Source organism: Turicibacter sp. GALT-G1 (assembly GCF_025594995.1).
GTDB classification, from domain to species: Bacteria; Bacillota_I; Bacilli_A; order MOL361; family Turicibacteraceae; genus Turicibacter; species Turicibacter bilis.
The window spans coordinates 1-24628 of sequence record NZ_JAMQUS010000026.1 but is presented as its reverse complement, the minus strand read 5'-3'; the positions used below and the strand labels follow the sequence as shown (position 1 = coordinate 24628).

At 34.6% G+C, this 24628-nt stretch carries 26 protein-coding genes and 2 other annotated features; of the genes, 4 read left to right on the top strand and 22 right to left on the bottom strand.

The window, feature by feature from the left end:
* Positions 1 to 13: 13 nt before the first annotated feature.
* From pheS to parE, 17 genes are all read right to left on the bottom strand, one after another.
* Positions 14 to 1042, bottom strand: a complete 1029-nt coding sequence (gene pheS / locus NEH74_RS05070; RefSeq protein ID WP_055305015.1) for a phenylalanine--tRNA ligase subunit alpha — start codon at positions 1040 to 1042, stop codon at positions 14 to 16.
* Positions 1043 to 1088: 46 nt separating this feature from the next.
* Positions 1089 to 1293 (bottom strand) — a binding site (T-box leader).
* A 79-nt stretch (positions 1294 to 1372) separates the two neighbouring features.
* Complete coding sequence (locus tag NEH74_RS05065) at positions 1373 to 2479, bottom strand: Nif3-like dinuclear metal center hexameric protein (protein ID WP_055276339.1); 1107 nt, start codon at positions 2477 to 2479, stop codon at positions 1373 to 1375.
* Positions 2480 to 3157 (bottom strand): tRNA (adenine(22)-N(1))-methyltransferase, encoded by a 678-nt coding sequence (locus NEH74_RS05060; protein WP_055241207.1) that lies wholly within the window; start codon positions 3155 to 3157, stop codon positions 2480 to 2482.
* Between the two features lie 11 nt (positions 3158 to 3168).
* The gene (rpoD, locus tag NEH74_RS05055; RefSeq protein ID WP_055241209.1) at positions 3169 to 4539 is read right to left on the bottom strand and encodes an RNA polymerase sigma factor RpoD; all 1371 of its coding nucleotides are present in this window, start codon (positions 4537 to 4539) and stop codon (positions 3169 to 3171) included.
* A 13-nt stretch (positions 4540 to 4552) separates the two neighbouring features.
* Positions 4553 to 6349: a DNA primase gene (gene dnaG / locus NEH74_RS05050; protein ID WP_212724386.1), complete on the bottom strand. Its 1797-nt coding sequence runs from the start codon at positions 6347 to 6349 to the stop codon at positions 4553 to 4555.
* 63 nt (positions 6350 to 6412) lie between these two features.
* Entirely contained in the window at positions 6413 to 7786 is a 1374-nt protein-coding gene (locus tag NEH74_RS05045; RefSeq protein WP_055241213.1) for a glycine--tRNA ligase, read from the bottom strand.
* Between the two features lie 78 nt (positions 7787 to 7864).
* Positions 7865 to 8042 (bottom strand) — a binding site (T-box leader).
* Positions 8043 to 8256: 214 nt separating this feature from the next.
* Positions 8257 to 8997: a DNA repair protein RecO gene (recO, locus tag NEH74_RS05040; RefSeq protein ID WP_055305017.1), complete on the bottom strand. Its 741-nt coding sequence runs from the start codon at positions 8995 to 8997 to the stop codon at positions 8257 to 8259.
* Position 8998: 1 nt separating this feature from the next.
* Positions 8999 to 9157, bottom strand: a complete 159-nt coding sequence (locus tag NEH74_RS05035) for a YqzL family protein (protein ID WP_082417916.1) — start codon at positions 9155 to 9157, stop codon at positions 8999 to 9001.
* 112 nt (positions 9158 to 9269) lie between these two features.
* Positions 9270 to 10178, bottom strand: coding sequence for a GTPase Era (gene era / locus NEH74_RS05030; protein WP_055241217.1), 909 nt, complete (start codon positions 10176 to 10178; stop codon positions 9270 to 9272).
* A complete protein-coding gene (gene cdd / locus NEH74_RS05025) occupies positions 10178 to 10582 on the bottom strand; it encodes a cytidine deaminase (RefSeq protein WP_055241218.1) in 405 nt (134 codons plus the stop codon). Before cdd ends, era begins: the two co-directional genes overlap by 1 nt.
* Positions 10583 to 10596: 14 nt before the next feature.
* Positions 10597 to 10983, bottom strand: coding sequence for a diacylglycerol kinase family protein (locus tag NEH74_RS05020; RefSeq protein ID WP_055241220.1), 387 nt, complete (start codon positions 10981 to 10983; stop codon positions 10597 to 10599).
* The gene (ybeY, locus tag NEH74_RS05015; RefSeq protein WP_055241222.1) at positions 10961 to 11434 is read right to left on the bottom strand and encodes an rRNA maturation RNase YbeY; all 474 of its coding nucleotides are present in this window, start codon (positions 11432 to 11434) and stop codon (positions 10961 to 10963) included. Before ybeY ends, NEH74_RS05020 begins: the two co-directional genes overlap by 23 nt.
* 15 nt (positions 11435 to 11449) lie before the next feature.
* Positions 11450 to 12418 (bottom strand): PhoH family protein, encoded by a 969-nt coding sequence (locus NEH74_RS05010; protein WP_055241225.1) that lies wholly within the window; start codon positions 12416 to 12418, stop codon positions 11450 to 11452.
* Between the two features lie 12 nt (positions 12419 to 12430).
* On the bottom strand, positions 12431 to 13561 hold the full coding sequence (locus NEH74_RS05005) for a sporulation protein YqfD (protein ID WP_055276328.1): 1131 nt from the start codon (positions 13559 to 13561) through the stop codon (positions 12431 to 12433).
* Positions 13554 to 13823, bottom strand: a complete 270-nt coding sequence (locus NEH74_RS05000; RefSeq protein ID WP_055241229.1) for a YabP/YqfC family sporulation protein — start codon at positions 13821 to 13823, stop codon at positions 13554 to 13556. The genes NEH74_RS05005 and NEH74_RS05000 overlap by 8 nt, the downstream gene beginning before the upstream one ends.
* A gap of 204 nt (positions 13824 to 14027) precedes the next feature.
* A complete protein-coding gene (gene parC / locus NEH74_RS04995) occupies positions 14028 to 16433 on the bottom strand; it encodes a DNA topoisomerase IV subunit A (protein WP_055305019.1) in 2406 nt (801 codons plus the stop codon).
* Positions 16434 to 16436: 3 nt separating this feature from the next.
* A complete protein-coding gene (gene parE / locus NEH74_RS04990; RefSeq protein ID WP_055276326.1) occupies positions 16437 to 18371 on the bottom strand; it encodes a DNA topoisomerase IV subunit B in 1935 nt (644 codons plus the stop codon).
* Positions 18372 to 18620: 249 nt separating this feature from the next.
* On the opposite strand from parE, the gene plsY reads away from it, so the two are divergent.
* Together plsY and NEH74_RS04980 are read left to right on the top strand one after the other, a co-directional pair.
* On the top strand, positions 18621 to 19205 hold the full coding sequence (gene plsY, locus NEH74_RS04985; protein WP_055241235.1) for a glycerol-3-phosphate 1-O-acyltransferase PlsY: 585 nt from the start codon (positions 18621 to 18623) through the stop codon (positions 19203 to 19205).
* 24 nt (positions 19206 to 19229) lie between these two features.
* Positions 19230 to 19424: an aspartyl-phosphate phosphatase Spo0E family protein gene (locus NEH74_RS04980; protein WP_055241237.1), complete on the top strand. Its 195-nt coding sequence runs from the start codon at positions 19230 to 19232 to the stop codon at positions 19422 to 19424.
* A gap of 265 nt (positions 19425 to 19689) precedes the next feature.
* Here NEH74_RS04980 and NEH74_RS04975 read toward each other — a convergent pair whose 3' ends face one another.
* The 3 genes from NEH74_RS04975 to tkt form a co-directional block, all read right to left on the bottom strand.
* Complete coding sequence (locus tag NEH74_RS04975; RefSeq protein ID WP_055241239.1) at positions 19690 to 19911, bottom strand: YneF family protein; 222 nt, start codon at positions 19909 to 19911, stop codon at positions 19690 to 19692.
* Between the two features lie 110 nt (positions 19912 to 20021).
* Entirely contained in the window at positions 20022 to 20264 is a 243-nt protein-coding gene (locus NEH74_RS04970) for a hypothetical protein (protein ID WP_055276324.1), read from the bottom strand.
* 580 nt (positions 20265 to 20844) lie between these two features.
* Positions 20845 to 22824, bottom strand: a complete 1980-nt coding sequence (tkt, locus tag NEH74_RS04965) for a transketolase (RefSeq protein ID WP_055276321.1) — start codon at positions 22822 to 22824, stop codon at positions 20845 to 20847.
* Between the two features lie 284 nt (positions 22825 to 23108).
* Here tkt and NEH74_RS04960 point away from each other — a divergent pair, with 284 nt between their 5' ends.
* Entirely contained in the window at positions 23109 to 23276 is a 168-nt protein-coding gene (locus NEH74_RS04960; protein ID WP_055276319.1) for a DUF362 domain-containing protein, read from the top strand.
* A gap of 49 nt (positions 23277 to 23325) precedes the next feature.
* Here the strand turns inward: NEH74_RS04960 and NEH74_RS04955 are convergent, their stop codons facing one another.
* A complete protein-coding gene (locus tag NEH74_RS04955) occupies positions 23326 to 23568 on the bottom strand; it encodes a DUF896 domain-containing protein (protein ID WP_055276317.1) in 243 nt (80 codons plus the stop codon).
* A gap of 43 nt (positions 23569 to 23611) precedes the next feature.
* On the bottom strand, positions 23612 to 23785 hold the full coding sequence (locus tag NEH74_RS04950; RefSeq protein ID WP_156344104.1) for a hypothetical protein: 174 nt from the start codon (positions 23783 to 23785) through the stop codon (positions 23612 to 23614).
* 150 nt (positions 23786 to 23935) lie between these two features.
* Here NEH74_RS04950 and lexA point away from each other — a divergent pair, with 150 nt between their 5' ends.
* Entirely contained in the window at positions 23936 to 24586 is a 651-nt protein-coding gene (gene lexA, locus NEH74_RS04945) for a transcriptional repressor LexA (RefSeq protein ID WP_055276315.1), read from the top strand.
* Positions 24587 to 24628: the final 42 nt, after the last annotated feature.

Genomic DNA, 24628 nt, shown 5'->3' with positions numbered 1-24628 from the left:
CCTCCATTCAATCTTATTTAAACTGATTAATAAATCTTAAATCATTTGTATAGAAGTTACGGATATCTTCAATTCCGTATTTAAGCATGGCGATACGCTCTGCTCCGATACCGAATGCAAATCCTTGATATTTCTTAGAATCAAATCCTGACATTTCTAAGACGTTTGGATGCACCATCCCTGCTCCTAAAATTTCAATCCATCCTGTTCCTTTACAGATGTTACATCCACATCCTGAACATTTTGAGCATGTTACGTCAACCTCTACTGATGGTTCAGTAAATGGGAAGAATGATGGACGTAAACGGATTTCACGATCTTCACCAAACATTTTACGAGCTAATTCTAATAATGTTCCTTTTAAGTCAGCCATTGTAATATCTGTATCAATAACTAATCCTTCAATTTGAGTAAATTGATGTGAGTGAGTCGCATCATCATCGTCACGACGATATACTTTACCAGGGCAGATAATTTTGATTGGTCCTTGACCTTTAGCTGCTTCTAAAACACGTGCTTGTACAGGTGACGTATGTGTGCGTAATAAAGACTCTTCAGTAATATAGAATGAATCTTGCATATCACGAGCTGGATGTCCTTTAGGTAAGTTTAATAATTCAAAGTTATAATGATCCCACTCTACTTCTGGACCTTCTTCAACTGTGTATCCCATTGAGATAAATAAAGCTTCTAATTCGTTCGTCACGGCTTGTAATGGATGAACAACACCAATATAGTTTGTACGTCCTGGTAATGTCACATCAATTGTTTCATTTGCTAACTGTTGTTGAATGGCTAAAGCTTCTAACTCAGCTTTTTTAGTTTCAATTGCTTGTGAAATTACAGATTTAACTTCGTTTGATACTTGCCCAGCACTTTTACGTTCTTCTGGCGCCATATCTTTCATGTTTTTCATCACTTCTTGAATTGGACCTTTTTTTCCTAGGTATTTTACGCGAAGATCATTTAATTGTTTTAAATCAGTTGTATTTGCTACTTCTGATAAAGCTTCGACTTGTAATTGTTTTAATCGATCTAGCATCTTAATTCCTCCAAACTGTTTTTTTAAAAATAAAAAAACGTCCTTAAAAAAGGACGTTTCACACGCGGTACCACCTTTATTGCTAAGATAAATTCTTAACCTCTTAAAACGGATAACGGCCGCAACCGGATGTGATTAGCATCACTCACAAGGTGAATTCATGAGTTTAACTATAAGAGTGCTTCCAGTCTTAGACACCCTCTCCCTTAATAGCAAGTTCCTCATTACTACGCCTTAATCAACGTTTTTTTATTTTTTCTTATCTCTATTATATACATTCAAATGAAAAATGTACAATATTTTATGATATTTAGTAAAATTTTCAATTCATTAAACGAATTTAAACGGTTCCGTACTTAACTCAGAGGCCAGTGCAATATCGCCCATTAATTCATTTAATAAACTTGCAACATGTTGCTTCATAATACACTCTGCATGGTGTCCCACATCTAAAATGTTTAATCCCATCTCTTGAGCATCTTGGGCATCATGGAATCCTACATCACCTGTAATAAATAAATCAGCTTTCTTAGCCTTAACAGGTCCAATATAGCTACTTCCACTTCCACCAATAATCGCAACTGTTTTAATTTTTTTATTCAGCTTACCAACGAAGCGGGCATGTGAAACATTTAAAGCCTGTTTAACGTGTTGAATATACTCAGAAGCTTCAACTGGATTTTCAACTTGCCCAATACGTCCAAGACCATACTCAGCATCAGGCATCGTCACATTTAAGGCATACACATCATATGCCATTTCTTCGTAAGGATGTACCGTTTTAATTTTAGCAATCACACAACTTACTAAAGAAGTTGGAAGTACCCCTTCAATCTTCACTTCATCCACGTATTCAATTTCACCAGTTTGTCCGATAAACGGTTGACTACCCGCTAATGGTTGAAATGAACCGGTTCCTGAAGTCGTAAATGTGCAGTGTGAATAAGCACCAATCTGTCCAACGCCTGCATCTCCCATAACCTGACGAACATCTTCAACATGTGTGCTAGGAACATAAATCGCAATTTTTGAATATTCTTCACGTTTCGTCGGAATTAAAGGTTGAATGTTCATTAACCCTAGAGCATTAGCTAAACAGTCATTCATCCCATTTTTTGCGATATCAAAGTTGGTGTGCATAGAATACACACAAATATCGTGCTTGATGCAAAGCTCTACGATTTTCCCTTTTGGAGTATTCGTATTAATTGAAGCTAATGGACGATAAATAAATGGATGATGCGCCACGATTAAATTGGCTCCACGTTCAATCGCTTCTTCAACGACCGCCTTAGTTACATCGAGTGTCACTAAAACTTTAGTTAATGGGCGATTCACATTTCCGATATGTAATCCAATAGGATCTTTATCGTAAGCTAAATGTTTTGGAAATAAGACTTCCAATTGTTTAATGACATCTGAAATACTAAGACTCATTTATAACACCTCTTTTAATAATGCTTGGCGTTGTTTTAAACTCTCCAAACGTGGATGATTCACTGGTAATTGATGAATGATGGATTCATTTTTAGCAAATTCTTTACTCCATTTTGCATGGAAAACGTCATGTTCTTTGTTTAAGCGTAAAATTGGCCCAAATTCAATATCTAACTCGCTATAAGGGACTAATTCCTCAACTGGTTTAGCAACAATAATCTCATAGAACTTTCCTTCATCTAAAACGATTTTTTCATCAATGATTTCAAATTGATGTGCTGCTAGCCAAGCACGCAATAAGTTAGCATCAATATTAGGTTGTAAGACTAAACGTTGAAATGATTGAGACAATGAGATATTGTCTTCTAAAATAGAGACAATTAATTTCCCACCCATTCCAGCAATCACAACACCTTCAACTTCAGAAGGATTTAAAACCGTTAAGCCCGGACCTAAGCGTGTTTCAATTTTCTCATTTAAGTTGTATCGAGCAATTGTTGTTTTTGCTGCTTCTAAAGGACCTACCCCGATATCAGCCGCAATTGCTTTTTTTAATTGACCATTTAAAATACCTACACAAGGTAGGTATGCATGGTCTGTTCCAACATCCGCTACAGTTTGTAGTGGTGCTAGAGCATTTAAACATGTTTGTAAACGTAACGATAAATCGTAATTCATACTATCGAATCCTATTCTTCCATGAAGTCTTTTAAGCGACGGCTACGAGAAGGATGGCGTAGTTTTCGTAATGCTTTTGCTTCAATCTGACGAATACGTTCACGAGTTACACCGAATTCTTTTCCGACTTCTTCAAGTGTACGTGTGCGTCCATCTTCAAGTCCAAAGCGTAAACGTAACACGCGCTCTTCACGATCGGTTAACGTTTCTAAGACATCATCTAATTCTTTTTTAAGCATTTCGTTAGAAGCAAACTCAGATGGTGATAATGCATCCGCATCTGGAATGAAATCTCCTAAGTGTGAATCATCTTCTTCACCTACTGGTGATTCTAATGAAACGGGTTCTTGAGAGATTTTTAAGATTTCACGAACTTTCTCAGGTGAAATTCCCATTTTTTCTGAGATTTCTTCTGGTAATGGTTCACGCCCTAATTCTTGAACTAATTGACGTTGAATACGAACTAATTTATTAATTGTTTCAACCATGTGAACTGGGATACGAATTGTACGTGCTTGGTCAGCAATCGCACGAGTGATAGCTTGACGAATCCACCATGTTGCATATGTTGAGAATTTGAATCCTTTACGGTAGTCAAACTTTTCAACGGCTTTAATTAATCCCATGTTTCCTTCTTGGATTAAGTCTAAGAATAACATTCCACGTCCCACATGACGTTTTGCAATACTTACAACTAAACGTAAGTTTGCTTCAACTAGACGTTTTTTCGCGTACTCACCTTCATGAATCACGCGACGTGCTTCTTCATCACTTAACTCAGTAATTCCAATTAAGAATTCATTTCCATCATTTGCTTCTCCAGCATCTTTAATTAAAGAGTCAATACGCTCTAACAATTCAGCTGGAAGCTCTTCATTGCGACGACGTAAATCTAAAATCTCAGTCGAAATATCTCCGCGCTCAATTTTCTTCGCAAAGTTAATCTCTTCTTGGCTTGATAATAATTCAACACGTCCGATCTCTTTTAAGTACATACGAACTGGATCGTTGATTTTAAACTGTGATGTAAACTCAAAATCATCGAATTTTTCTTCTAAATCTACTTCATCCTCAGCATTAAAGTCAGCTGGGATGTTTTCATCATCTTCATCTTCGTTATCGAAATCAGGTAAGATTAAAACTGTTTCTTCCTCTTCTGCTTGAGCAACTTCTGGTTCAACAATTTTTTCTGATTTAACGATATCAATTCCTTCTGCATCATATAAATCTAAAAATGAACTAATCATTTCTGGGTCTAAATGAACTTGTTCAAAGTTATTATTGATTTCATCGTATGTTAAATAACCACGTTTTTTTCCTAACTTGATTAATTGATTATTAATTTCTAAAATCTTTTTTTCGTCAAGTACCGGATTTGACATAAAACCACTCCTTCTATTTCCCAAACTGTTGTTTGAGTTGATTTACTTTACCTAGTAATTCCAATTTCTCGTGATCTAATGTTGCTTCGCTAATTTGTTTTTTTAATTGCTCCATCTGAGCTCTATAAACATATTCTTTAACGACAGAAATTAAATCATAAATGACTTCATCACTTCCAAGGGGTGGAAGCGACTCGCACTCAAAAATAATATCTGTAATCGGCTTAACTAAGGCTTCGTCAATCCAATTTAAAAAATATTGTAAATTCATCGTTTCATGTGTCGTGTAATAATCTAAAATATATAGCACGATATTACGACGCGTTGGATCATTCAAATAACCATTTAACTCTTTTTCTACCTGTAAAGCGACACGGCGCTCTTTTAACATGTAGTGAATTAACATTTTTTCAGAACGTTCATATTTAGTATCTCGCACTTGTCTTGAATGTATCTGTAGGTTTTCGTTTTTATTGTTATTAATATTGGCATTTTTATACACTTGACTTTTGCTACTATTGAACTCCTGCAAAATACTTTGCTCACCTATTGAAATATCATACGCTAATTTTTTTAAAATTAACTCTTGCAGAGTGTGACTTTGCAAGGTATAAGCAAAATGGTAGATTTGACGTTTAAATTGCTCTCGATGGCTAACAAATTCTAAATTAAACTGTCGTTTAATATAACGATACTGATAATCGACAGCTGGAATTGCTTGATCAATTAACTTAGAAAAGGCCTCTTTCCCGTGTGTCTTAATAAACTCATCAGGATCCATTTTATTTGGAATTTCAACGACACTGACTGAAAAGTTTTGTGCCATTAAAATAGGAATTGCTTTGTTCGCAGCAGCGAGTCCGGCTTTATCCCCATCAAAACATAATATAATTTGATCAGTTAGACGGCGTAATTCACGACTATGATCTTCGGTCAAAGCGGTTCCCATCGTCGCGACTGATTCAACAAATCCCGCTTCAACTGCGGAAATAACATCTAAAAATCCTTCAAATAATAAGACTCGATTATGACGACGAATCGCTAACTTAGCATCATTTAAATGATAAATAAGCTTTCCTTTTTGGAAAATAGGTGATTCAGGTGAGTTCACGTATTTCCCTAAATGAGTATCCCCTTCTAAGAAAACACGACCACTAAATCCAACCACGTGTCCGATTTTATCAAAAATAGGGAACATAATACGGGATTTAAATCGATCATAATATTGTCCATTATGCTCATTAAGTAAACCTAATTTCATCGCCACATCTAACGAATATCGATTATTAGCTAACGTTTTAACTAAAGCGTCCGAATAAGATGGAGCTAACCCGATTCCAAACTTCGCAATCGTTTCATCACTCATCCCACGATTATGAAGATAATCTAATGCCACTTTTCCTTCTTTTGTGTGATTTAAATAATAGTGATAAAATCCTTTAGCAAACTCTAAAATATCAAATTCATTTTTAAACTTAGCGTCTTGAATCGATTCATCTGATGGTAGAACAATGTTCGTTTCAATCCCCGCACGCTTGGCTAATTTTAAGATAGCTTGTGGATATGAAATAGCTTCAAGTGAAGAGACGAACGAAACGACGTTTCCTCCTTCTCCACAACCAAAGCACTTATAGATTCCTTTATCTGGTGACACGACAAAAGAGGGGGTATTTTCCCCATGGAAAGGACATAAACCTTTATAATTCTTCCCAGCTTTACTCAATTGTACATAGTCACTAATGACATCAACGATATCACTTTTTTCTACGACTTCATCAAATAATTCTTGTGGAATTCGACCCTTTCCCATCGTGTTCACCCTCTCTCCTATAATGTCTTAATTTTAAAATTTTAAAGCAACTTTATGTAGAAATTAAAATTGAATTTTTGAAGTAATGTACTCAACTAATTCATCGATTGCTACACGTTCTTGTTCCATTGTATCACGATGACGAACTGTTACTTTTTTATCTTCTAATGAATCATAGTCGAATGTGACACAGAATGGTGTTCCAATTGCATCTTGACGACGATAACGTTTACCGATTGTTCCCGCTTCATCATAATCAACCATCATATGTTTAGATAATTCTGCAAACACTTCTAATGATTGTTCATTCAATTTCTTAACTAATGGTAAGACCGCCACTTTGTAAGGAGCTAAAGCTGGGTGAAATTTTAAAACTTCACGTGTTTCTCCATTTTCTAACGTTTCTTCTTCATAAGCATCAATTAAGAACGCTAATGTCACACGGTCTGCTCCTACTGATGGTTCAATACAGTATGGTACATATTTTTCATTTGTTGTTGGATCTTGATATTCGAAGTTTGCTCCTGATTCTTTCATATGTGCTTTTAAGTCGAAGTCAGTACGGTTGGCAACTCCCCATAACTCTCCCCAACCAAATGGGAAACGGTACTCGATATCTGATGTTCCGTTACTGTAGTGACTTAATTCTTCTGGTGAATGTTCACGTTGACGAATATGTTCTGGATTCATTCCTAAATTTACCAACCAATTCCAGCAATATTGTTTCCAGAACTCATACCATTGTCCATCTTCACCTGGTTTACAGAAGAATTCTAATTCCATTTGTTCGAATTCACGTGTACGGAATGTAAAGTTTCCTGGTGTAATTTCGTTACGGAATGATTTCCCGATTTGTCCAATTCCAAATGGAATTTTTTTACGGCTAGTACGTTGAACATTTTTGAAATTAACGAAGATTCCTTGTGCTGTTTCTGGACGTAAATAAACAGCTGATTTATCGTCTGAAACAACTCCCATGTGTGTTTTAAACATTAATTCAAATTGACGAATATCTGTAAAGTCATGAGCTCCACAGTCTGGACATGCAATATTGTGCTCACGAATATAAGCCATCATTTGCTCTTCTGTCCATCCATCAGCTACGATATCGTCTCCATGATCTTCGATTAATTTATCTGCACGGTGACGACTCTTACATGCTTTACAGTCCATTAAAGGATCACTAAATCCTCCAACGTGCCCTGATGCAACCCAAGTTTGAGGATTCATTAAGATGGCACTATCTAACCCCACATTATATGGTGACTCTTGGATAAATTTTTTCCACCAAGCTTTTTTCACGTTATTTTTTAATTCCACACCTAACGGCCCATAATCCCAAGTATTTGCTAATCCTCCATAAATTTCGCTTCCTTGGTAAACGAATCCTTGTGTTTTACACATATTTACGATTTTTTCCATTGTTACTTGACTCATTTTAACGCTCCTTCACTTAACAAAATTCTGGTCTCGTGAACATAGAGAAAATAAAAACTCCCATACCTATGCCACGAGCATAGGGACGAGAGTTATTCCCGCGGTTCCACCCTATTTGTAAAATCCTATGATTTTACCACTTTGTTAACTATGCTCAAAAGTTCCCTTCCTTAAGACCTTGAAATCTGGCTCCCACCTTCCCAGACTCGCTGCCATTCAAATGTTCAAAAGTACTACTCTTCGTCTTCACATAAATATTGCATTATACTACTACCATTATAGTATATCAATAGTTAAAAGACAATATACAAAAATACGAAAAACGACGGCAAAAAAACAATAATTACAACTAATAATCACACATTTATTAAAATTCATACATAAAGATAATTTATACAACATGACTCTTTCTACTTTCTATTATGCTTTTCAAATATAAAGTAGAAAAAGAAGAGCAAATTCGCTCTTCTTTAAATTTCTTTCATAAATTTCTTAGTCTGAAGATGTAAACCAGCATATGAATCATAATAGGCATCTAAAAATTGCTCAATTGGTTTCAACAATTCTTCTTCTAATTCAACCTCAGGTAAATGATTAATATCAACCTTATACAGTGCACGAACAATTGGAATAAGGGGAGCATCAATTAAAATAGGTTCTGCTGGGTGATAACACTTAGCACAAACTAATCCTCCTTGGCGTACACTCAGTGTTGCGATATGTTCTGTACTTCTACACACAGCACAGCAATCCATTACAGGTTCAATGCCAATAATAGGCATCATTTTAAGTTGAAAAATTATACTTAATAAATAAGCTGAATAACCTTGTTCAGCTGCATCTAAGAAATTTTTCAACATACGATAAACATACGAACTGTACTCAGATTCAGCCATCCCTTTTAAAATTAATTCAATCATAAAATAAAAATAAGCTATATTTTCATAATCTAACTTTACATTTAAATAATAATCAATAACGTCTCCACTATAAACATAATATAGATCGCTATTGGCATTTGTTGAGGGCTTTAAATTAAAACGTGCACAAGTCAATGGCTGGACGAGTGCACTTTTTTTTGTATTAACTTTATTGGCGTTTTGTACAAAAACGCCAATAACCCCCTGATTCTCCGTCAGAACTTTAACAATTTTATGGTGTTCTCCATAGTTAAAGCTCTTCAATATAATTCCTTCAACATCAATTGCCACGCTACTCCTCCTCTGTAACTTTAGCAGGCTTTACATTAGCAATCTCTTCTGAGAACTCAGTATTTATATTGTCTATCGCTAACTTATCTGATTCTTTCATTAACAAATAGTGATCAATTTTTCCTGTACGTTTAAAGACTTCCCATTCTAGACTATTCATGTATGATCCCTTCTTACTAGCTTCGCTATTATTTTTAGCCCCTATACATTAGTATGGCTAAGAAGAGAAAATCTATGATAATTCCAATTTAATTTTGTCTTAAAAAGTCGAATTAGTATTCTTTTTCACTATATCCAAAGTCATTTAGATATAATTTTTTATTACGCCAATCTTTTTGAACTTTTACCCATAATTCTAAGTAGATTTTTGTTCCTAATAATTTAACGATATCTTTACGAGCTAATGTCCCGATGTCTTTTAACATCTTTCCACCTTTACCAATTAGGATTCCTTTTTGAGATGGACGCTCTACAACAATCGTTGCCATCACATCAATGACATTTTTCCCATCTACTTTTTCAATTTTATCAATAACAACAGCTACTGAATGTGGCACTTCTTCATGTGTTAAATGCAATACTTTCTCACGAATTAATTCTGAAATAATGAAACGTTCTGGATGATCCGTAATATGATCTGATGGGTAGAATTGTGGTCCTTCTGGCAACTCTTCTTTGATAACAGAAAGTAAAGTATCGATATTTTCTCCTGTCATCGCTGAAATTGGAATAATACCCGCAAAGTCATGCTGATCACGGAAAGTCGCAATCACTGTTAATAATTCTTCTTTTGTAATTAAATCAATTTTATTGATAACTAAAAAAACTGGTTGCTTAACTGATTTTAAATGCTCTAAAATGAATTGATCTCCGCGACCTAACTTTTCAGTTGCATTTACCATAAACATAACTGCATCTACTTCATTTAATGTTCCAATCGCTAAATCAGTCATAAACTTCCCTAACTCATGCTTCGGTTTATGAATTCCTGGTGTATCGATAAAAATCGTTTGCGAATCGTTATCTGTAATAACTCCTTGAATTTTATTTCGTGTCGTTTGTGGTTTATCACTCATAATGGCGATTTTTTTCCCTAAAACTTTGTTTAAGAATGTTGATTTCCCAACATTAGGACGCCCTATGATAGAAACAAATCCTGATTTAAATGTTGCATTAGTCATTATAGATCCTCCGATGTGAATGAATATGGTAATAATTGTGCGACTGTGTATGTTTTGATTTCGTCTTTGTTACTTAATAAAATCACTTGTGCATCTTGTGGCATTAACTCACTAATCACTTGACGACAAGCCCCACAAGGTGAAATTGGACGATCTGTATTAGCAACAACAGCAATCGCTTCAATATCGTCACGACGATAACCTTTTGTAAAAGCTGTAAATAAAGCAGAACGCTCTGCACAATTTGTTAATCCATATGAAGCATTTTCAATGTTTGCTCCATTAATAATACTTCCATCTTTTAATTTTAAGGCTGCCCCTACTGAGAATTTAGAATAAGGTGCATAAGCATTTTTATAAGCTTCCTTTGCTGCTGCGATTAAGTCTGCGTACATTTCTTTCATAAACTCTTCACCTACTATTTAAATATATATGGAAGAAAAATAATTCCTCCAATAATTGTCGCAAAAATAGCTGCGACAAGAACCGCTCCTGCGGCAATATCCTTTGCAATTTTAGCATAAAGATGATATTCAACTGTCACTAAATCAACCGTTCTTTCAATAGCAGTATTCACCATTTCTAAACAGATGACTTGTGTACTAACGAGTAGAATAATTAGAAACTCTACTTTACTAATACCAAAATAAAGGCCACCTAAAATAGCAGCCAAAGCTGCTATATAGTGGACCTTTATATTACGCCCTATTACAAACGATGTCAAGATACCACAAAAAGCATGTTGAAAAGATTTTATTAATGCTTTAACGGAATGTTCCTCTTTAACGTCGAATTCCGAGCGCATTTAAGACATCCTCCTGTTTACCAAACATGATTTTCTCTTCTTCTGGCTCTATATGATCATAACCTAACAAATGAAGGCATCCATGAACAGCAAGGAAACTTAACTCACGTTCAAATGAATGTCCATAACGCTCAGCTTGCTCACGTGTTCTTGGTAAAGAAATAAAAACATCTCCAAGCATTCGAGGCATTGGAATTCCTTGAATTTTAATTTCTCCCGGCATTTCATCTTCAATAGCAAACGTAATAACATCTGTTACGGCATCTTTTTGACGGTAGTTCGCATTAATCTCACGAATTTGCTCATTATCAACGAAGATAAAACTGCACTCTAACATCTCATTTGTCAAATTTTCTTGTTTAATCGTTTCATTAACTACTGTTGTAATCATTGCTTCATAAGTCTCAACCGACTCACTCGTTTGATTATAAAATTGGATATCTACTCCCATATCTGTTACTCCTTTTTACTCACCAGTCTTTTCATAGCTTTCAATAATTTTTTGAACAAGCGTATGACGAACAACGTCAACTGTTTCGAATTGAACAAATTCAATTCCTTTTACATCTGATAAAATTTCTTTTGCATGTTTTAAACCTGATTTTACTGGTTTAGGTAAGTCAATCTGAGTCTCATCACCTGTGACTACCATCTTAGAATTAAATCCTAAACGCGTTAAGAACATTTTCATTTGCTGTTTCGTTGTATTTTGTGCTTCATCTAAAATGATATACGCATCTTCAAGGGTACGACCACGCATATAAGCAAGTGGCGCAATCTCAATAATTCCACGTTCAATCATTTTTTCTGTTTGTTCCAGACCTAGTACATCATATAATGCATCATATAGCGGACGTAAATATGGGTCAACCTTTTCTTTTAAATCTCCTGGTAAAAATCCAAGGTTTTCTCCCGCTTCAACGACTGGACGCGTTAAGATGATTTTACGAACAATATTCTTTTTAAGTAACGCAACACCAATCACAACCGCTAAATAAGTTTTTCCGGTCCCGGCTGGTCCAATTCCAAAAACAAGGTCATTGTCTTGAATTTTACGATAATATTCTTTTTGATTGAATGTTTTAGCATAGATGGTTTTTCCTTGAATCGTTTTGATAATTTTATAACGCTCATCAAAGAGTGATTCTAATTCACCTAAACGATGCTGTTCATTCATTTTTATTGCATATAACACATCACGTTCTGTAATTTCTTTTCCTTTACGATGTAACTCCACAAGTGCTAATAACACTTGACGAATAATTTCGGCTTTTTTCTCATCACCGAATAAATACAACTGATCGCCTCGTAATGAAATTTCGACATTGTAGTAATCTTCAAAGATTTTTAAATGTTTATCATGATGTCCAACAACTGAGATTGTCTCATCAATAGTTTCAAACACTGCAGGTATTTTAATAGGGTCTTTACTCATAATTCAGCTCCTCTAATATGCAATATTTTCGTATATTGTCAGATGACACTTATAAATAAATTGTGTCTCTGTCTCTTCTTCTGATATTATCTCCAAATTCTTAATGATAAACTCCCCATCTGTCTCTTGTTTAAATTTATTTTTAACAAGTGTCAGAAGATTTGCCTTTAATTCTTCAGAAGTATTTACTCTCATTATATCACGTTTTTCATAATATTGTCTTTTTTCTAAATAAAGGGGAGATTCTTCCATAAAAAAGAATGGATTGTACTCTTTTGTCACTTCTTCATACTTCTCATAAGCAATCTCTTGTGAAAGAAAGTTAAACTCCATTCCACCCAGATAGAGAACATAAGTAGTTTGTTTGTTAGCTGTAAAACCTTCTTGTACATCAACTTTTTCCGCCGTCACATTAACTTCATACCAGGTATCTGCCCAAACTTCTCCTTTAGCGGTATCTTCAATAGGTATAATTTCAGTTGTATACGGTTGCTCGACATAGCAAGTAACTAATGGATCTCCTTCTTTAACGAGCTGGTTTTGTTCAACTAACACCCGGCAACTTGAAACTTTATAATTTTTAATGATCCCTGAACGCTTCGCATATAGCGTGTCGGAATAAGTGTCTAAATCATCACGCTCATCTACTGGTGTATTATAAACATCGAAAACGATATCTGTTCCTTTGCGATAAATATTTATCCAAACATATTCATTATAATACGCTTCAAGTTCAGTTTTTATATCTTCAACCTCACTTTTTAAAAAGTGAAATGGTCCAACCTGATTAAAATGAGGCTCAAGTAATGCCTCTAACTCTTGTTGTTCTTGAGTATTTAAATTCCCATTAATTCGATAACCAATTGTATGTTTATTCATCAAAATCATTAATACACACGTTAAAGCGACAATGGGAACAATAATTTTCAAGATGGCAGGATAAATCGATAACTCTGTCACAATCGGATAACGAGTTTCAAGCTGTTTGGCTACATCCTTTCGAATTGTAACCAAATAGCCATCTTCATGTTTTTTCACCCCATAAATCATTATATTTTGACGCCTGAGCTGGGTGACTTCTGTCATAGAAGGCACTATAATTTGTACTTTTGTTATAAAGATACTTAACCATTTATTATTCATCCATATCACCGACTATTTCTATTTTTTTTATCCCATCACTTTCAATTCGAATGACTAAATCACCATACTCTTTAATACGTAAGTTCACCCCAAAAATCACATAGCGGTTATCTGGGGTCTTCAAAATACAAGATTCCTCTGTAAAATTCTCTACCGTACAACGATCATTGACAATGACGCTTTTATTCTGTATGAGTTGAATAAGAGGATAACTCAAGGCTTGCTTAAAGATTAATGATTCAACCTTATTAATCATTTCCATTCTATCACCATCGTTTTTGTCTTAACTCTTCTTATACTCATAAGATTGTATGAGATGACACCTTGGAATATGAACATTTACTTAAAAATGCTTTTGATAAACTACATGAAGCCGCCATTTTTACTCTAAATTTAGATACACTACCAATATATTACTGATTTAATTAGAATAAAAAAATCGATTCTCTAAAGAGAATCGATTTTTTTATTCTATATCTTCAACCACAAATTTAAAGACTTCAGCATCAACCATATTTGTTCCAACTGAGTTTAAATCAACAGGTTTAAGTATTGTATTTAATTTAGTTATCCCATCAATTGTTAAAATTGAAACCTCTTGTTTTGGTAAAACCTTGATACAATCAACAAATTGATGTGGATTTGATTTAATGGTTTTAATTCCTAAACATCCCTTTTTGTTACGCGTTGATAACGCAATGTCTTTTACTTTTAATTTTTTAATATTTCCACGTTGCGTTAACAGCAAAATTTCATCATTAACAGAGGCTAAAACAACTTTAATTAATTGATCATCTGCTCCTAATTGAATCCCTTTGACTCCCATCGCCTTTAATCCAGTTGGGGTAATTTCATCATCACTAAACTTTAACAAATATCCATTTTTTGTTACCATAATGACATCGTTCATAAACGTACAACGAATGACTGAAATTAATTCATCATCTTCTTTAACCGACATGGCTACCATGGCACGGTTATAACGTGTCACCTCAAAATCACTTAATCGAGTTTTCTTAACCATTCCGCTTGCAGTCGTAAAGAAGAAGTACTCTTCCGTTTTGAAATTAGAAACCGCATGTACCGCAATAATTTTTTCTTCTGAATCCATCGTCACTAAGTTTGAAACGTGTTGACCAATATCTTTCCACTTAAACTCAGGCAACTTAAAGACTGGTAAATAAATAAAGCTTCCTCGATTTGTAAACATGACAAGTGTTTGAAGCGTATCTAACTGAAGTTTAGCAACTAATTCGTCGCCTTCTTTCATCGTTGACGTATCTGATTTTGTAGCATTGTAAGAACGTAGACTTGTACGTTTAACATAGCCATCTTTTGTGATTGCAACCATGACATCTTCCTTAACAACCATATCTGTTTCATCAATTTTGATTTCTTGGATATGTTTTTGAATGACACTACGGCGAGGTGTTTCAAATTGCTTTTTAACTTGTTTCAACTCATCTTGAATCACTTTTAACAGTTTAGTTTCACTACTTAAAATAGCTGTTAATTCTTGAATAGTTTTTGTTAATTCTTCATTCTCTTTTTCAAGAGCTGTGACGTCTGTATTAGTTAAGCGATATAACTGTAACATCACGATAGCTTCTGCTTGACGCTCACTGAATCCAAAGGCTTGAATTAAATTTTTCTTCGCATCTGCTTTGTCTTTTGAATGACGAATAATTTGAACGACTTCATCTAAAACAGACACCATTTTAATTAACCCTTCAACAATGTGTTGACGTTCACGAGCACGTTTTAAATCGAAGTTTGAGCGGTTAGTTACCACTTCTTTTTGATGTTGAATATACGCATCGATTAAATCCATTAATCCCATTAAGACTGGACGCTTATTATGAATTGCAACCATGTTAATGTTATAAGAGATTTGTAAATCAGTATTTTTAAATAAGTAATTTAAGACGATTTCTGATTTAACATCTTTTTTAAGTTCAATGACGATTCGTAATCCATTGCGGTCCGTTTCGTCACGTACTTCCATGATTCCTTCAACTTTTTTATCAATACGAAGATCATCAATTTTCTTCACTAAATTTGCTTTATTCACTTCATAAGGAATTTCAGTGACAACGATTTGTTCACGTCCTCCACGAACTGGTTCAATCTCAGCTTTGGAACGAATGACAATACGACCTTTTCCAGTTGTATAGGCTTTTTTTATTTCTTGTTCCCCTTGAATAATAGCACCTGTTGGGAAATCTGGACCTTGAACAAACGTTAAGATATCATCTAATGCACATTGTTTATGATTCATTCGATAAATAACGGCGTCAATAATCTCACCTAAGTTATGGGGGGGGATATCAGTTGCATAACCGGCTGAAATCCCTGTTGCCCCATTTACTAATAAGTTTGGGAAAAAGGCTGGTAATACTGTTGGTTCTGTCATCGAATCATCAAAGTTTGGAACAAAATCAACTAAGTTTTTATCGATATCTTTTAATAACAATCCTGAAATAGCTGATAAACGAGCTTCCGTATAACGCATCGCGGCTGCTGGATCGCCATCAATACTACCATTATTCCCATGCATTTGAACTAATGGTTCACGAAGCTTCCAATCTTGTGATAAACGCACCATAGCATCATAAACGGAAGAATCTCCATGAGGATGATAGTTACCAATCACGTTACCGACTGTTTTAGCCGATTTACGGAATGGTTTTTCATAAGTATTTCCGTCTTTATACATCGCATATAAAATACGTCGTTGTACAGGCTTCAATCCATCTCGCACATCTGGTAATGCACGATCTTGAATAATATATTTCGAGTAACGTCCAAAACGATCACCCATAATATCCTCTAAACGCATGACCTGCACACGTTCTTGGGTAGCTTTATTCATAAATTACACCCTTTCTATGTCATAATCATCTTCCATGGTAAAGTCGACATTTTGCTCAATCCATTCTCGACGAGGCTCAACTTTATCTCCCATGAGTGTTGTCACTCGATGATCTGCGTCCGCAGCATCTTCGATGGTTACTTGAATTAAAGTTCGTGTTTCAGGATTCATAGTTGTATCCCATAACTGATCGGCATTCATCTCACCAAGACCTTTGTAACGTTGAAGGGTATAACCTTTTCCAACTTTTGCAATAACATCATTTAACTCTTCATCTGTCCAAGCATATTCAATGACTTGTTTTTTACCTTGACCTTTTGAAACTTTATAAAGTGGTGGTAAAGCAATATAAACCTTTCCTGCTTCTACTAATTCTTTCATGTAACGGAAGAAGAATGTTAAAAGCAACACTTGAATATGCGCACCATCAGTATCGGCGTCGGTCATGATAATAATTTTATCGTAATTAACATCGCTTAATTCAAAGTTCGCCCCTACTCCGGCACCAATAGTATAAATCATCGTATTGATTTCTTCATTTTTAAAGATGTCTTCCATTTTTGCTTTTTCGGTATTAATAACTTTACCACGCAATGGAAGAATCGCTTGAAAGGCACGGTTTCGACCTAGTTTAGCTGAACCGCCCGCCGAATCCCCCTCGACTAAGAATAACTCATTCTTTTGTGGATTCTTTGTTTGTGCTGGCGTTAGCTTCCCAGATAAATTAGTTTCTTTTTTCTTTTTTGTTTTCCCGCTACGGGCATCTTCACGTGCTTTACGAGCCGCTTCTCGAACTTGAGCCGCTTTCACTGCCTTCTTAATTAACTGTGTCGCAACTGCTCCATTTTCATTAAAGAAGAATGTTAACTTTTCGGCAATAACGTTATCTACAGCTGAACGTGCTTCTGGTGTTCCAAGCTTTGCTTTCGTTTGTCCTTCAAACTGTAATAAACGCTCTGGAATACGAACAGAAACAATTGCTGCTAATCCCTCTCGAATATCAGCACCTTCTAAGTTTTTATCTTTTTCTTTTAAAAGTCCGTTACGACGGGCATAATCATTAAAAATACGGGTTAAGACAGCTTTTGCACCTGTTTCATGTGTTCCACCATCTTTTGTACGGACATTATTAACGAATGATAAAATATTTTCTGAATAGCTTCCCGAGTATTGGAAGGCAAAATCAACTTCAATATCTTGGCTCTCACCTTCAAAATAGACGACTTCATGTAACGTATCTTTACCTTCATTTAAAAAGCTAACAAACGATTTAATTCCGTCCTCATAGTAGAACGTTTCTTCTTTATCATTTCTTAAATCAACTAATTCAATTTTTAATCCTTTTAGTAAAAACGCTGATTCTCGTAATCGTTCACTTAAAATATCAAAAGAATAAACTGTTGTTGAAAAAATTTCTGGATCTGGCTTGAAAGTCACTAATGTTCCTGTTTCTTTTGTTTTACCCATCACTTCAAGTCCCGTAACCGGATGTCCACCCTTTTCAAAGCGTTGACGGAAAATAGATCCATCGCGTTTAATTGTTACCTCTAACCATTCCGATAAGGCATTGACTACACTGGCCCCTACACCATGTAATCCACCTGATGTTTTATAACCACCCGTTCCAAACTTTCCACCCGCGTGTAAAACTGTATAAATAACTTCAGGAGTTGGCTTTCCCGATTTATGCATTCCGGTAGGAACTCCACGTCCACAGTCTTGGACACTAATACTATTATTTTCATGAATTGTTACTTTTATATAATTACCGTAACCGGCTAAAACTTCATCAATAGCATTATCAACAATTTCATAAACGAGATGATGTAATCCACGGCTATCTGTAGAACCGATGTACATCCCAGGTCTTTTTCGTACCGCTTCTAATCCTTCAAGTACCTGTATCGAATCTTCGTTATAATTTAAGTGCGTCGACATGATGACACTCCTTTCTCTTTCCATTATCTCATTTTAAAAGATTTTACCTCAGAATAAAAGAGATTATTTGCACAAATTCATCGAACTTTTGTTTTATTTCTATACAAAATAAAAGTATTATACATTAATTAGAATACGAATAACAGTGTGAAATATGTCGAAAAAGAAGTTTTTTATATTTTTTTTGTAATTTTGACTAATATTATTAGACTCTATGCTATAATATTTCTACAAAAAAGGAGGATTTAAATGAACAATATAATTTTAATGATTGTCGCTTATTTATTAGGCTCATTCCCCTCAGCACTTGTGATTGGGAAGACTTTTTATCAAAAAGATATTCGTAACTACGGCTCTGGAAATCTAGGAAGCACGAATGCGTTCCGTGTTCTAGGAAAAAAAGGAGGGGCCGTTGTTTTTATTCTAGATATTTTAAAAGGGGGATTGGCTCTATTAATTGCTACTTATGGGGGAGCAACGATTTCACCATTAATTATTGCTGTATTTGCTTTAATCGGTCACATCTATCCCATTTTCGCTAATTTTAAAGGGGGAAAAGCTGTAGCTACAAGCGCTGGAATTATATTATTTTACTCACCCGTTCTATTTGCGATACTATTCATTATTTTCGTTATTACATTAAAAATTTGGAAGATGGTTTCACTATCATCAACGATTATTTCCATCGCTGCTGTCTTCATCGTTTGGTTCGGAAATTATGATTTAACGGCACAAATTATGTTTTCAATCTTCGCAGCTCTTATTATTATTAAACATATTCCAAATTATAAGCGTATCTTAAACGGGACAGAGAACAAAGTTTCATTCTTATAAACACGTCATTGGGGGAAACATAATATGAAAACGAGTAATTGTTCAACACACACAACATCTAATGAGGCACAAATCCTATATGCACGCATTACTAAAGTCAAAGCTGAATTACATGAATTAGTTAAAAATCTTGGAATGGTTCATGAATTAACTGTAGCCAAAAGCCAAGAACTTGATGTTGTTGTTAATGAATATATGACACATAAAAACCAATTATAAGAAAAAAATGGCCATTTAGGCTATTTTTTTATGTTCTATATCCATTTGTTCTACATACAAACAGAAATGTTTTCTACATCTACTATGGTAAATTAAATATTTAATAGTTATGCCATGGGTTACCTGCTATGCGAAGCATATTTCCTCTGCTGGTAGAGTCTTAAAAGTTTTAAGATGCAAAAGGCTTATGTGACTTATATATTTCCTAAATTTTTTAGTAAAAGAAAAGCATTAAATGATTAAGGATCATCTAATGCTTTTAGTTTTACTTCATATTTTGATTAATTTGTTTCATTACTTGGTTAATTTGTTTTTGAGAAGGTGTACGCCCCATTTGCATCATCATTGTACGTACGACTTCTTCATTAATAGGTGGGTTTTTTTGTAAATATTTCTTTAATTGACGTTGTGCGACGAAAAATCCAACAACAGCTCCTACTAATAATGCGATAATAATCCATAACCAAAATACCCAACTTGTAAACATATGTATTTCCTCCAAACGTTTTTACTATTCAATAGACCACTATTATACTCAATTTATACTAGATTATGGTCAATATGTCAAGTAAATATAGGATAAAGAAACCATCCTTACTAACCTATTGATAGCGTTTTTAAAAGAAGGTGCCAAAGGGTTGAGAAAAGAATGAGGAAAATTCCGATAAGTTCACTATTTATGATTCCCATCATTCTCATATGAATTAAACTTCCTAATTCATAAGCAAGCAATCCTAATAAACCAATCACAAATAGATTAGAACAAATCGTATATTTCACTTGATAAAAACTCAAATAGCTTAGCGTAATAATCGTCATCACAAAGCTTAAAACCCCCACCATGCCCTCATTACAATAAGTAGCTCTTAATAAATATAACCAATGAACAGCCATTCGTTGTTTTGGGATGAATTCACTAATAAGTATTAGATACTCGTTCTAAAGTAAAACGACAAAAAAATCTCGGTAGTAGCAAATAATTCCTCCTAATAAGGTAATGAATCCTATCATGATAATCTCTACCTCTTCACTGATAATTGGCATTCCTAGCATGGTTTTAAGGCTAATTTGATAAGCTAACGAAATAGTGGCAACATATAAACCTAAAAAGCTAATCATTAAAAAAGTGTGATGATTATTAAGTCACTAACTTTCCTTTTAGAGTGTTCACATATATCAATAAATACTGACTAAACATCCGTGGTAAATGAATAATTTTATCAATTTTTTTATATTCAGACAAATAGATCAGTAGTAAACTAAAGATTTTTAATATCAAACAAAAAAATAATCCCGCAAGCCAATCGAAATCTCTACTTAGATTTGATACTTCATAATATCCATCCACCTTTAAAAAATGTAAGTTTTTGAAATAAAAAAAGGTTGCTCCCCTATGAGGAAACAACCTTTTAATGATTCATTACATTCCTTTGTATAAAGAAACAACATTTTCAACTGTGAATCCGTATGCTTCAATGACTTGATTTGCTGGCGCAGATGCTCCGAAGCGATCAATTCCTAAAACAACGCCATCGAATCCAACATATTTATGCCATCCGTATGTTGCTCCCATTTCAATTGACATACGTTTTGTCACTGATTTTGGAAGAACTGATTCACGGTATTCTTTAGATTGTTTTTCGAATAAATCCATTGAAGGCATGCTTACAACACGAACATTGATTCCTTCATTAGCTAAAGCTTCTTGTGCTGCTACAGCTAAGTTGACTTCTGAACCTGTTGCAATTAAGATTCCATCCATCTTACCTTGTGCTTCACTTACAACATAAGCCCCTTTACTTACCCCTTCGTATGAAGTGTTAGCCATTGTTGTTAAGTTTTGACGAGTTAAGATTAATGCTGTTGGAGTTGATTTTGATTCCACTGCTAAACGCCAAGCCGCTGCTGTTTCATTTGCATCAGCTGGACGAATCACTGAGAAGTTTGGAATCGTACGTAACATGGCTAATTGTTCGATTGGTTCATGAGTTGGACCATCTTCTCCAACAGCAATTGAGTCGTGTGTTAAAACATAAGTCACTGGTAATCCCATTAACGCTGCCATACGCATCGCTGGTTTTAGGTAATCACAGAATACGAAGAATGTTCCTCCGAATACGCGTACCCCACCGTGTAACATCATACCATTTAACATCGAAGCCATCGCAAATTCACGAACTCCAAAGTAAATATTACGTCCTTCTGGTGTTACTTTTGAAAAGTCCCCACCATTTTTAATGTTTGTTTTATTTGAGTGCGAAAGGTCAGCTGATCCTCCTAAGAAGTAAGGAATCGCATTTGCAATCGCATTAATTGCTTCATTATTTGTATCACGTGTTGCTTGTGAATGTCCGATTTCATATGAAGGCATAACATCTGCTAAATCAATGATTAATTCATTGTTCATTGCTTTTGTTAATTCTTCAGCTAATTCTGGGTATTCTTTTGAATAACGTGCGAATAATTCATCCCATGCTTTGTTAGCTTCTTCTCCACGAGCTTTGATTGTATTTTCAAAATGAGAATAAACTTCTGTTGGTACGGTGAAAGGCTCATGATCCCATCCATATTGTGCTTTTGCATAAGCACTATCTTCTTCACCTAACGGTGCACCGTGAACAGCATTCGTTCCTTGTAATTTTGAACCATATCCAATGACTGTTTTAATTTCAATAATTGATGGTTTATCTGTTGTTTGTTTTGCACATTCAATAGCTGCATTGATAGCGTCAATATCAGTTCCATCTTCAACACGTTGAACGTGCCAACCATAAGATTCATAACGTTTTAATACATCTTCAGTAAAGCTTTGTGTTAAGTCTCCATCTAAGCAGATATCATTTGAATCGTATAAAACAACGACTTTTCCTAACCCTAAGTGACCTGCAAGTGATGAGGCTTCACTCGTTACACCTTCCATTAAGTCTCCATCACCACAAATAACGAAATTGTAATGATCAACTAATGGATACCCTTCTTTATTGTAACGACTAGCTAAGAATTTTTCTGCTAGAGCCATTCCAATTGCCATTGGAATCCCTTGACCTAATGGTCCACTTGTTGCATCAACACCATCTGTATGTCCAAACTCTGGATGTCCTGGAGTTTTAGAATCCCATTGACGGAATTGTTTAATATCATCCATGCTTACATTATATCCTGATAAATGTAATAATGAATAAAGTAACATTGAACCATGTCCAGCTGCTAACACAAAACGGTCACGATTGAACCAATTACTATTGCTTGGGTTAGCATTCATATGTTTTGTAAATAAAGTATATGCCATCGGAGCTGCCCCTAATACAACACCTGGATGACCTGAATTCGCCTTATTAATTGCATCGATTCCTAATGTACGAATTGTATTAATTGATTGTAATGAGATGTTATTTTCCACGTTATTGACCTCCTTTTATACCATCTATATCATACCCTTTTGTCGAAAAATTTACAATATTTTCGAAAAAAAAGTTATTTTCTTTCATTTTGTTATAAAAATCAAGGTCAGCAACATATTAAAGATTCAGACAAAAATGAAGTTTTCCTACATGATTATTTTAAAAATCACCACATTTCCCTTCATGATAAACTTGTATTTCCATTTGTTTATATAATAGGGATTACGTGAAGGAGTTGGATATGCTATAATGATTTAGTACTTTTGGTAGGGAGGTAATGATTATGCCACGTAAAATTTTAGATACTTGTATCGCTTGCGGTTCATGTGCAGCTGAATGTCCAGTAGAATGTATCTCTGAGGGAGATATCTATGTTGTTGATGCAGATGTATGTATCGACTGCTGCGCTTGCGAAGCTGTTTGTCCAACAGACTCAATCGTAGAAGCTTAATCATTAAAATAAAAAAGACCTTTTTCATTTCAAAAAGGTCTTTTTTATTTTAATGAATCTCTTCTGTATGACGCTTCGCTTGAATTTGTTTTAATTTTTCAGGCGTTACATCTTCACCATTTGGATCGATCACACGAACGTTTTCGATTGTATTTTTCATACTTTCTCTAAAAGTCACTAAATATTCTTCACGTAATGCTTGTTGTTCTTTTAATTCTTCATCCGTGATTGTTCCAAGTTTCTTCTTTTTTGCAAGTTCATTTAGACGATTCAATTTTTCTGCTGTTAACATGTCGTCACCTCCGTTAATCCTACCCTCATTAATATACCAAATTTCACTTCACTTGATAAGCAATAACTTCTAAAAAAGGAATAATCATTTGCGGCTTAAAGCTTTCAATTAAAGTTGTAAAGTCAACAAAACAAAGTCCTAATAGAGCTAAACCAAAACAATAAACTCCTAATAAACAACGGTATTCATAAATAAATAAACAAATTTTATTAAACATCTCAATCCCTCTTTTTAAAACAAATGTTCGATTTATGCTTTTTATTATATTAGAACACTCGTTCGTTGTCAACACAAAAAGAACAAACGTTTGCCTTATTCTACATTTACTGATATAATAAACTTATTAAATGGAAGGAGGTCAGAGAACATGAAACCTATTACTAAACGTCAACAAGCGATCCTTGATTTTATTAAAGAAGAAGTTGATAAACGAGGGTATCCACCCAGTGTCCGTGAAATTGGATTAGCTGTTGGATTATCATCTACTGCATCCGTTCATAATCAATTAAATCAACTTGAAAAAAAGGGACTTATTCGTAAAGATAAGTCAACAACACGTGGAATTGTAATCTTATCACCAGACTCAAAACAAGAAGAGCCAAAACAAGCATCAAATGTTATTGAATTAAAATCGGTTATTAATGTTCCGGTCATCGGTAAAGTAACAGCAGGGACACCAATTGAAGCAATTGAGAATCCTGATGATTTCTTTCCCCTTCCGACACATTTAATCCCATCAAACCAACAAGTCTTTATGTTAAATGTTCGTGGTGATTCTATGATCAATGCTGGAATTCATGATGGCGATCAAATTATTGTTCAACAACAACAAGATGCACTAAACGGTGAAATTGTTGTTGCCATGCTAGAGGATGATCACGAAGTAACAGTTAAACGATTCTTTAAAGAATCAGACTATATTCGTTTACAACCAGAAAACGATTTATTAGAACCTATCATTGCAAAAAATGTAATCATTGTTGGGAAAGTCATTGGACTATTTAGAACAATGCACTAACAAAAAACACCTTACTGAAAAGTCAGTAAGGTGTTTTTTGTT

Bases quoted from the DNA above. Each gene is read 5' to 3' on its own strand.
- NEH74_RS04950 (WP_156344104.1), bottom strand. From the start codon at position 23,785: ATGTTTAATAAAATTTGTTTATTTATTTATGAATACCGTTGTTTATTA.
- NEH74_RS04960 (WP_055276319.1), top strand. From the start codon at position 23,109: ATGCCACGTAAAATTTTAGATACTTGTATCGCTTGCGGTTCATGTGCA.
- NEH74_RS04980 (WP_055241237.1), top strand. From the start codon at position 19,230: ATGAAAACGAGTAATTGTTCAACACACACAACATCTAATGAGGCACAA.
- NEH74_RS05035 (WP_082417916.1), bottom strand. From the start codon at position 9,157: ATGAATAGTCTAGAATGGGAAGTCTTTAAACGTACAGGAAAAATTGAT.
- parE (WP_055276326.1), bottom strand. From the start codon at position 18,371: ATGTCGACGCACTTAAATTATAACGAAGATTCGATACAGGTACTTGAA.
- NEH74_RS04975 (WP_055241239.1), bottom strand. From the start codon at position 19,911: ATGTTTACAAGTTGGGTATTTTGGTTATGGATTATTATCGCATTATTA.
- NEH74_RS05045 (WP_055241213.1), bottom strand. From the start codon at position 7,786: ATGAGTCAAGTAACAATGGAAAAAATCGTAAATATGTGTAAAACACAA.
- cdd (WP_055241218.1), bottom strand. From the start codon at position 10,582: ATGAAAGAAATGTACGCAGACTTAATCGCAGCAGCAAAGGAAGCTTAT.
- plsY (WP_055241235.1), top strand. From the start codon at position 18,621: ATGAACAATATAATTTTAATGATTGTCGCTTATTTATTAGGCTCATTC.
- parC (WP_055305019.1), bottom strand. From the start codon at position 16,433: ATGAATAAAGCTACCCAAGAACGTGTGCAGGTCATGCGTTTAGAGGAT.
- pheS (WP_055305015.1), bottom strand. From the start codon at position 1,042: ATGCTAGATCGATTAAAACAATTACAAGTCGAAGCTTTATCAGAAGTA.
- NEH74_RS04955 (WP_055276317.1), bottom strand. From the start codon at position 23,568: ATGTTAACAGCAGAAAAATTGAATCGTCTAAATGAACTTGCAAAAAAG.
- NEH74_RS05005 (WP_055276328.1), bottom strand. From the start codon at position 13,561: ATGAATAATAAATGGTTAAGTATCTTTATAACAAAAGTACAAATTATA.
- NEH74_RS05060 (WP_055241207.1), bottom strand. From the start codon at position 3,157: ATGAATTACGATTTATCGTTACGTTTACAAACATGTTTAAATGCTCTA.
- era (WP_055241217.1), bottom strand. From the start codon at position 10,178: ATGACTAATGCAACATTTAAATCAGGATTTGTTTCTATCATAGGGCGT.
- NEH74_RS05000 (WP_055241229.1), bottom strand. From the start codon at position 13,823: ATGGAAATGATTAATAAGGTTGAATCATTAATCTTTAAGCAAGCCTTG.
- NEH74_RS05020 (WP_055241220.1), bottom strand. From the start codon at position 10,983: ATGCGCTCGGAATTCGACGTTAAAGAGGAACATTCCGTTAAAGCATTA.
- lexA (WP_055276315.1), top strand. From the start codon at position 23,936: ATGAAACCTATTACTAAACGTCAACAAGCGATCCTTGATTTTATTAAA.
- dnaG (WP_212724386.1), bottom strand. From the start codon at position 6,349: ATGGGAAAGGGTCGAATTCCACAAGAATTATTTGATGAAGTCGTAGAA.
- ybeY (WP_055241222.1), bottom strand. From the start codon at position 11,434: ATGGGAGTAGATATCCAATTTTATAATCAAACGAGTGAGTCGGTTGAG.
- rpoD (WP_055241209.1), bottom strand. From the start codon at position 4,539: ATGTCAAATCCGGTACTTGACGAAAAAAAGATTTTAGAAATTAATAAT.
- NEH74_RS05065 (WP_055276339.1), bottom strand. From the start codon at position 2,479: ATGAGTCTTAGTATTTCAGATGTCATTAAACAATTGGAAGTCTTATTT.
- NEH74_RS05010 (WP_055241225.1), bottom strand. From the start codon at position 12,418: ATGAGTAAAGACCCTATTAAAATACCTGCAGTGTTTGAAACTATTGAT.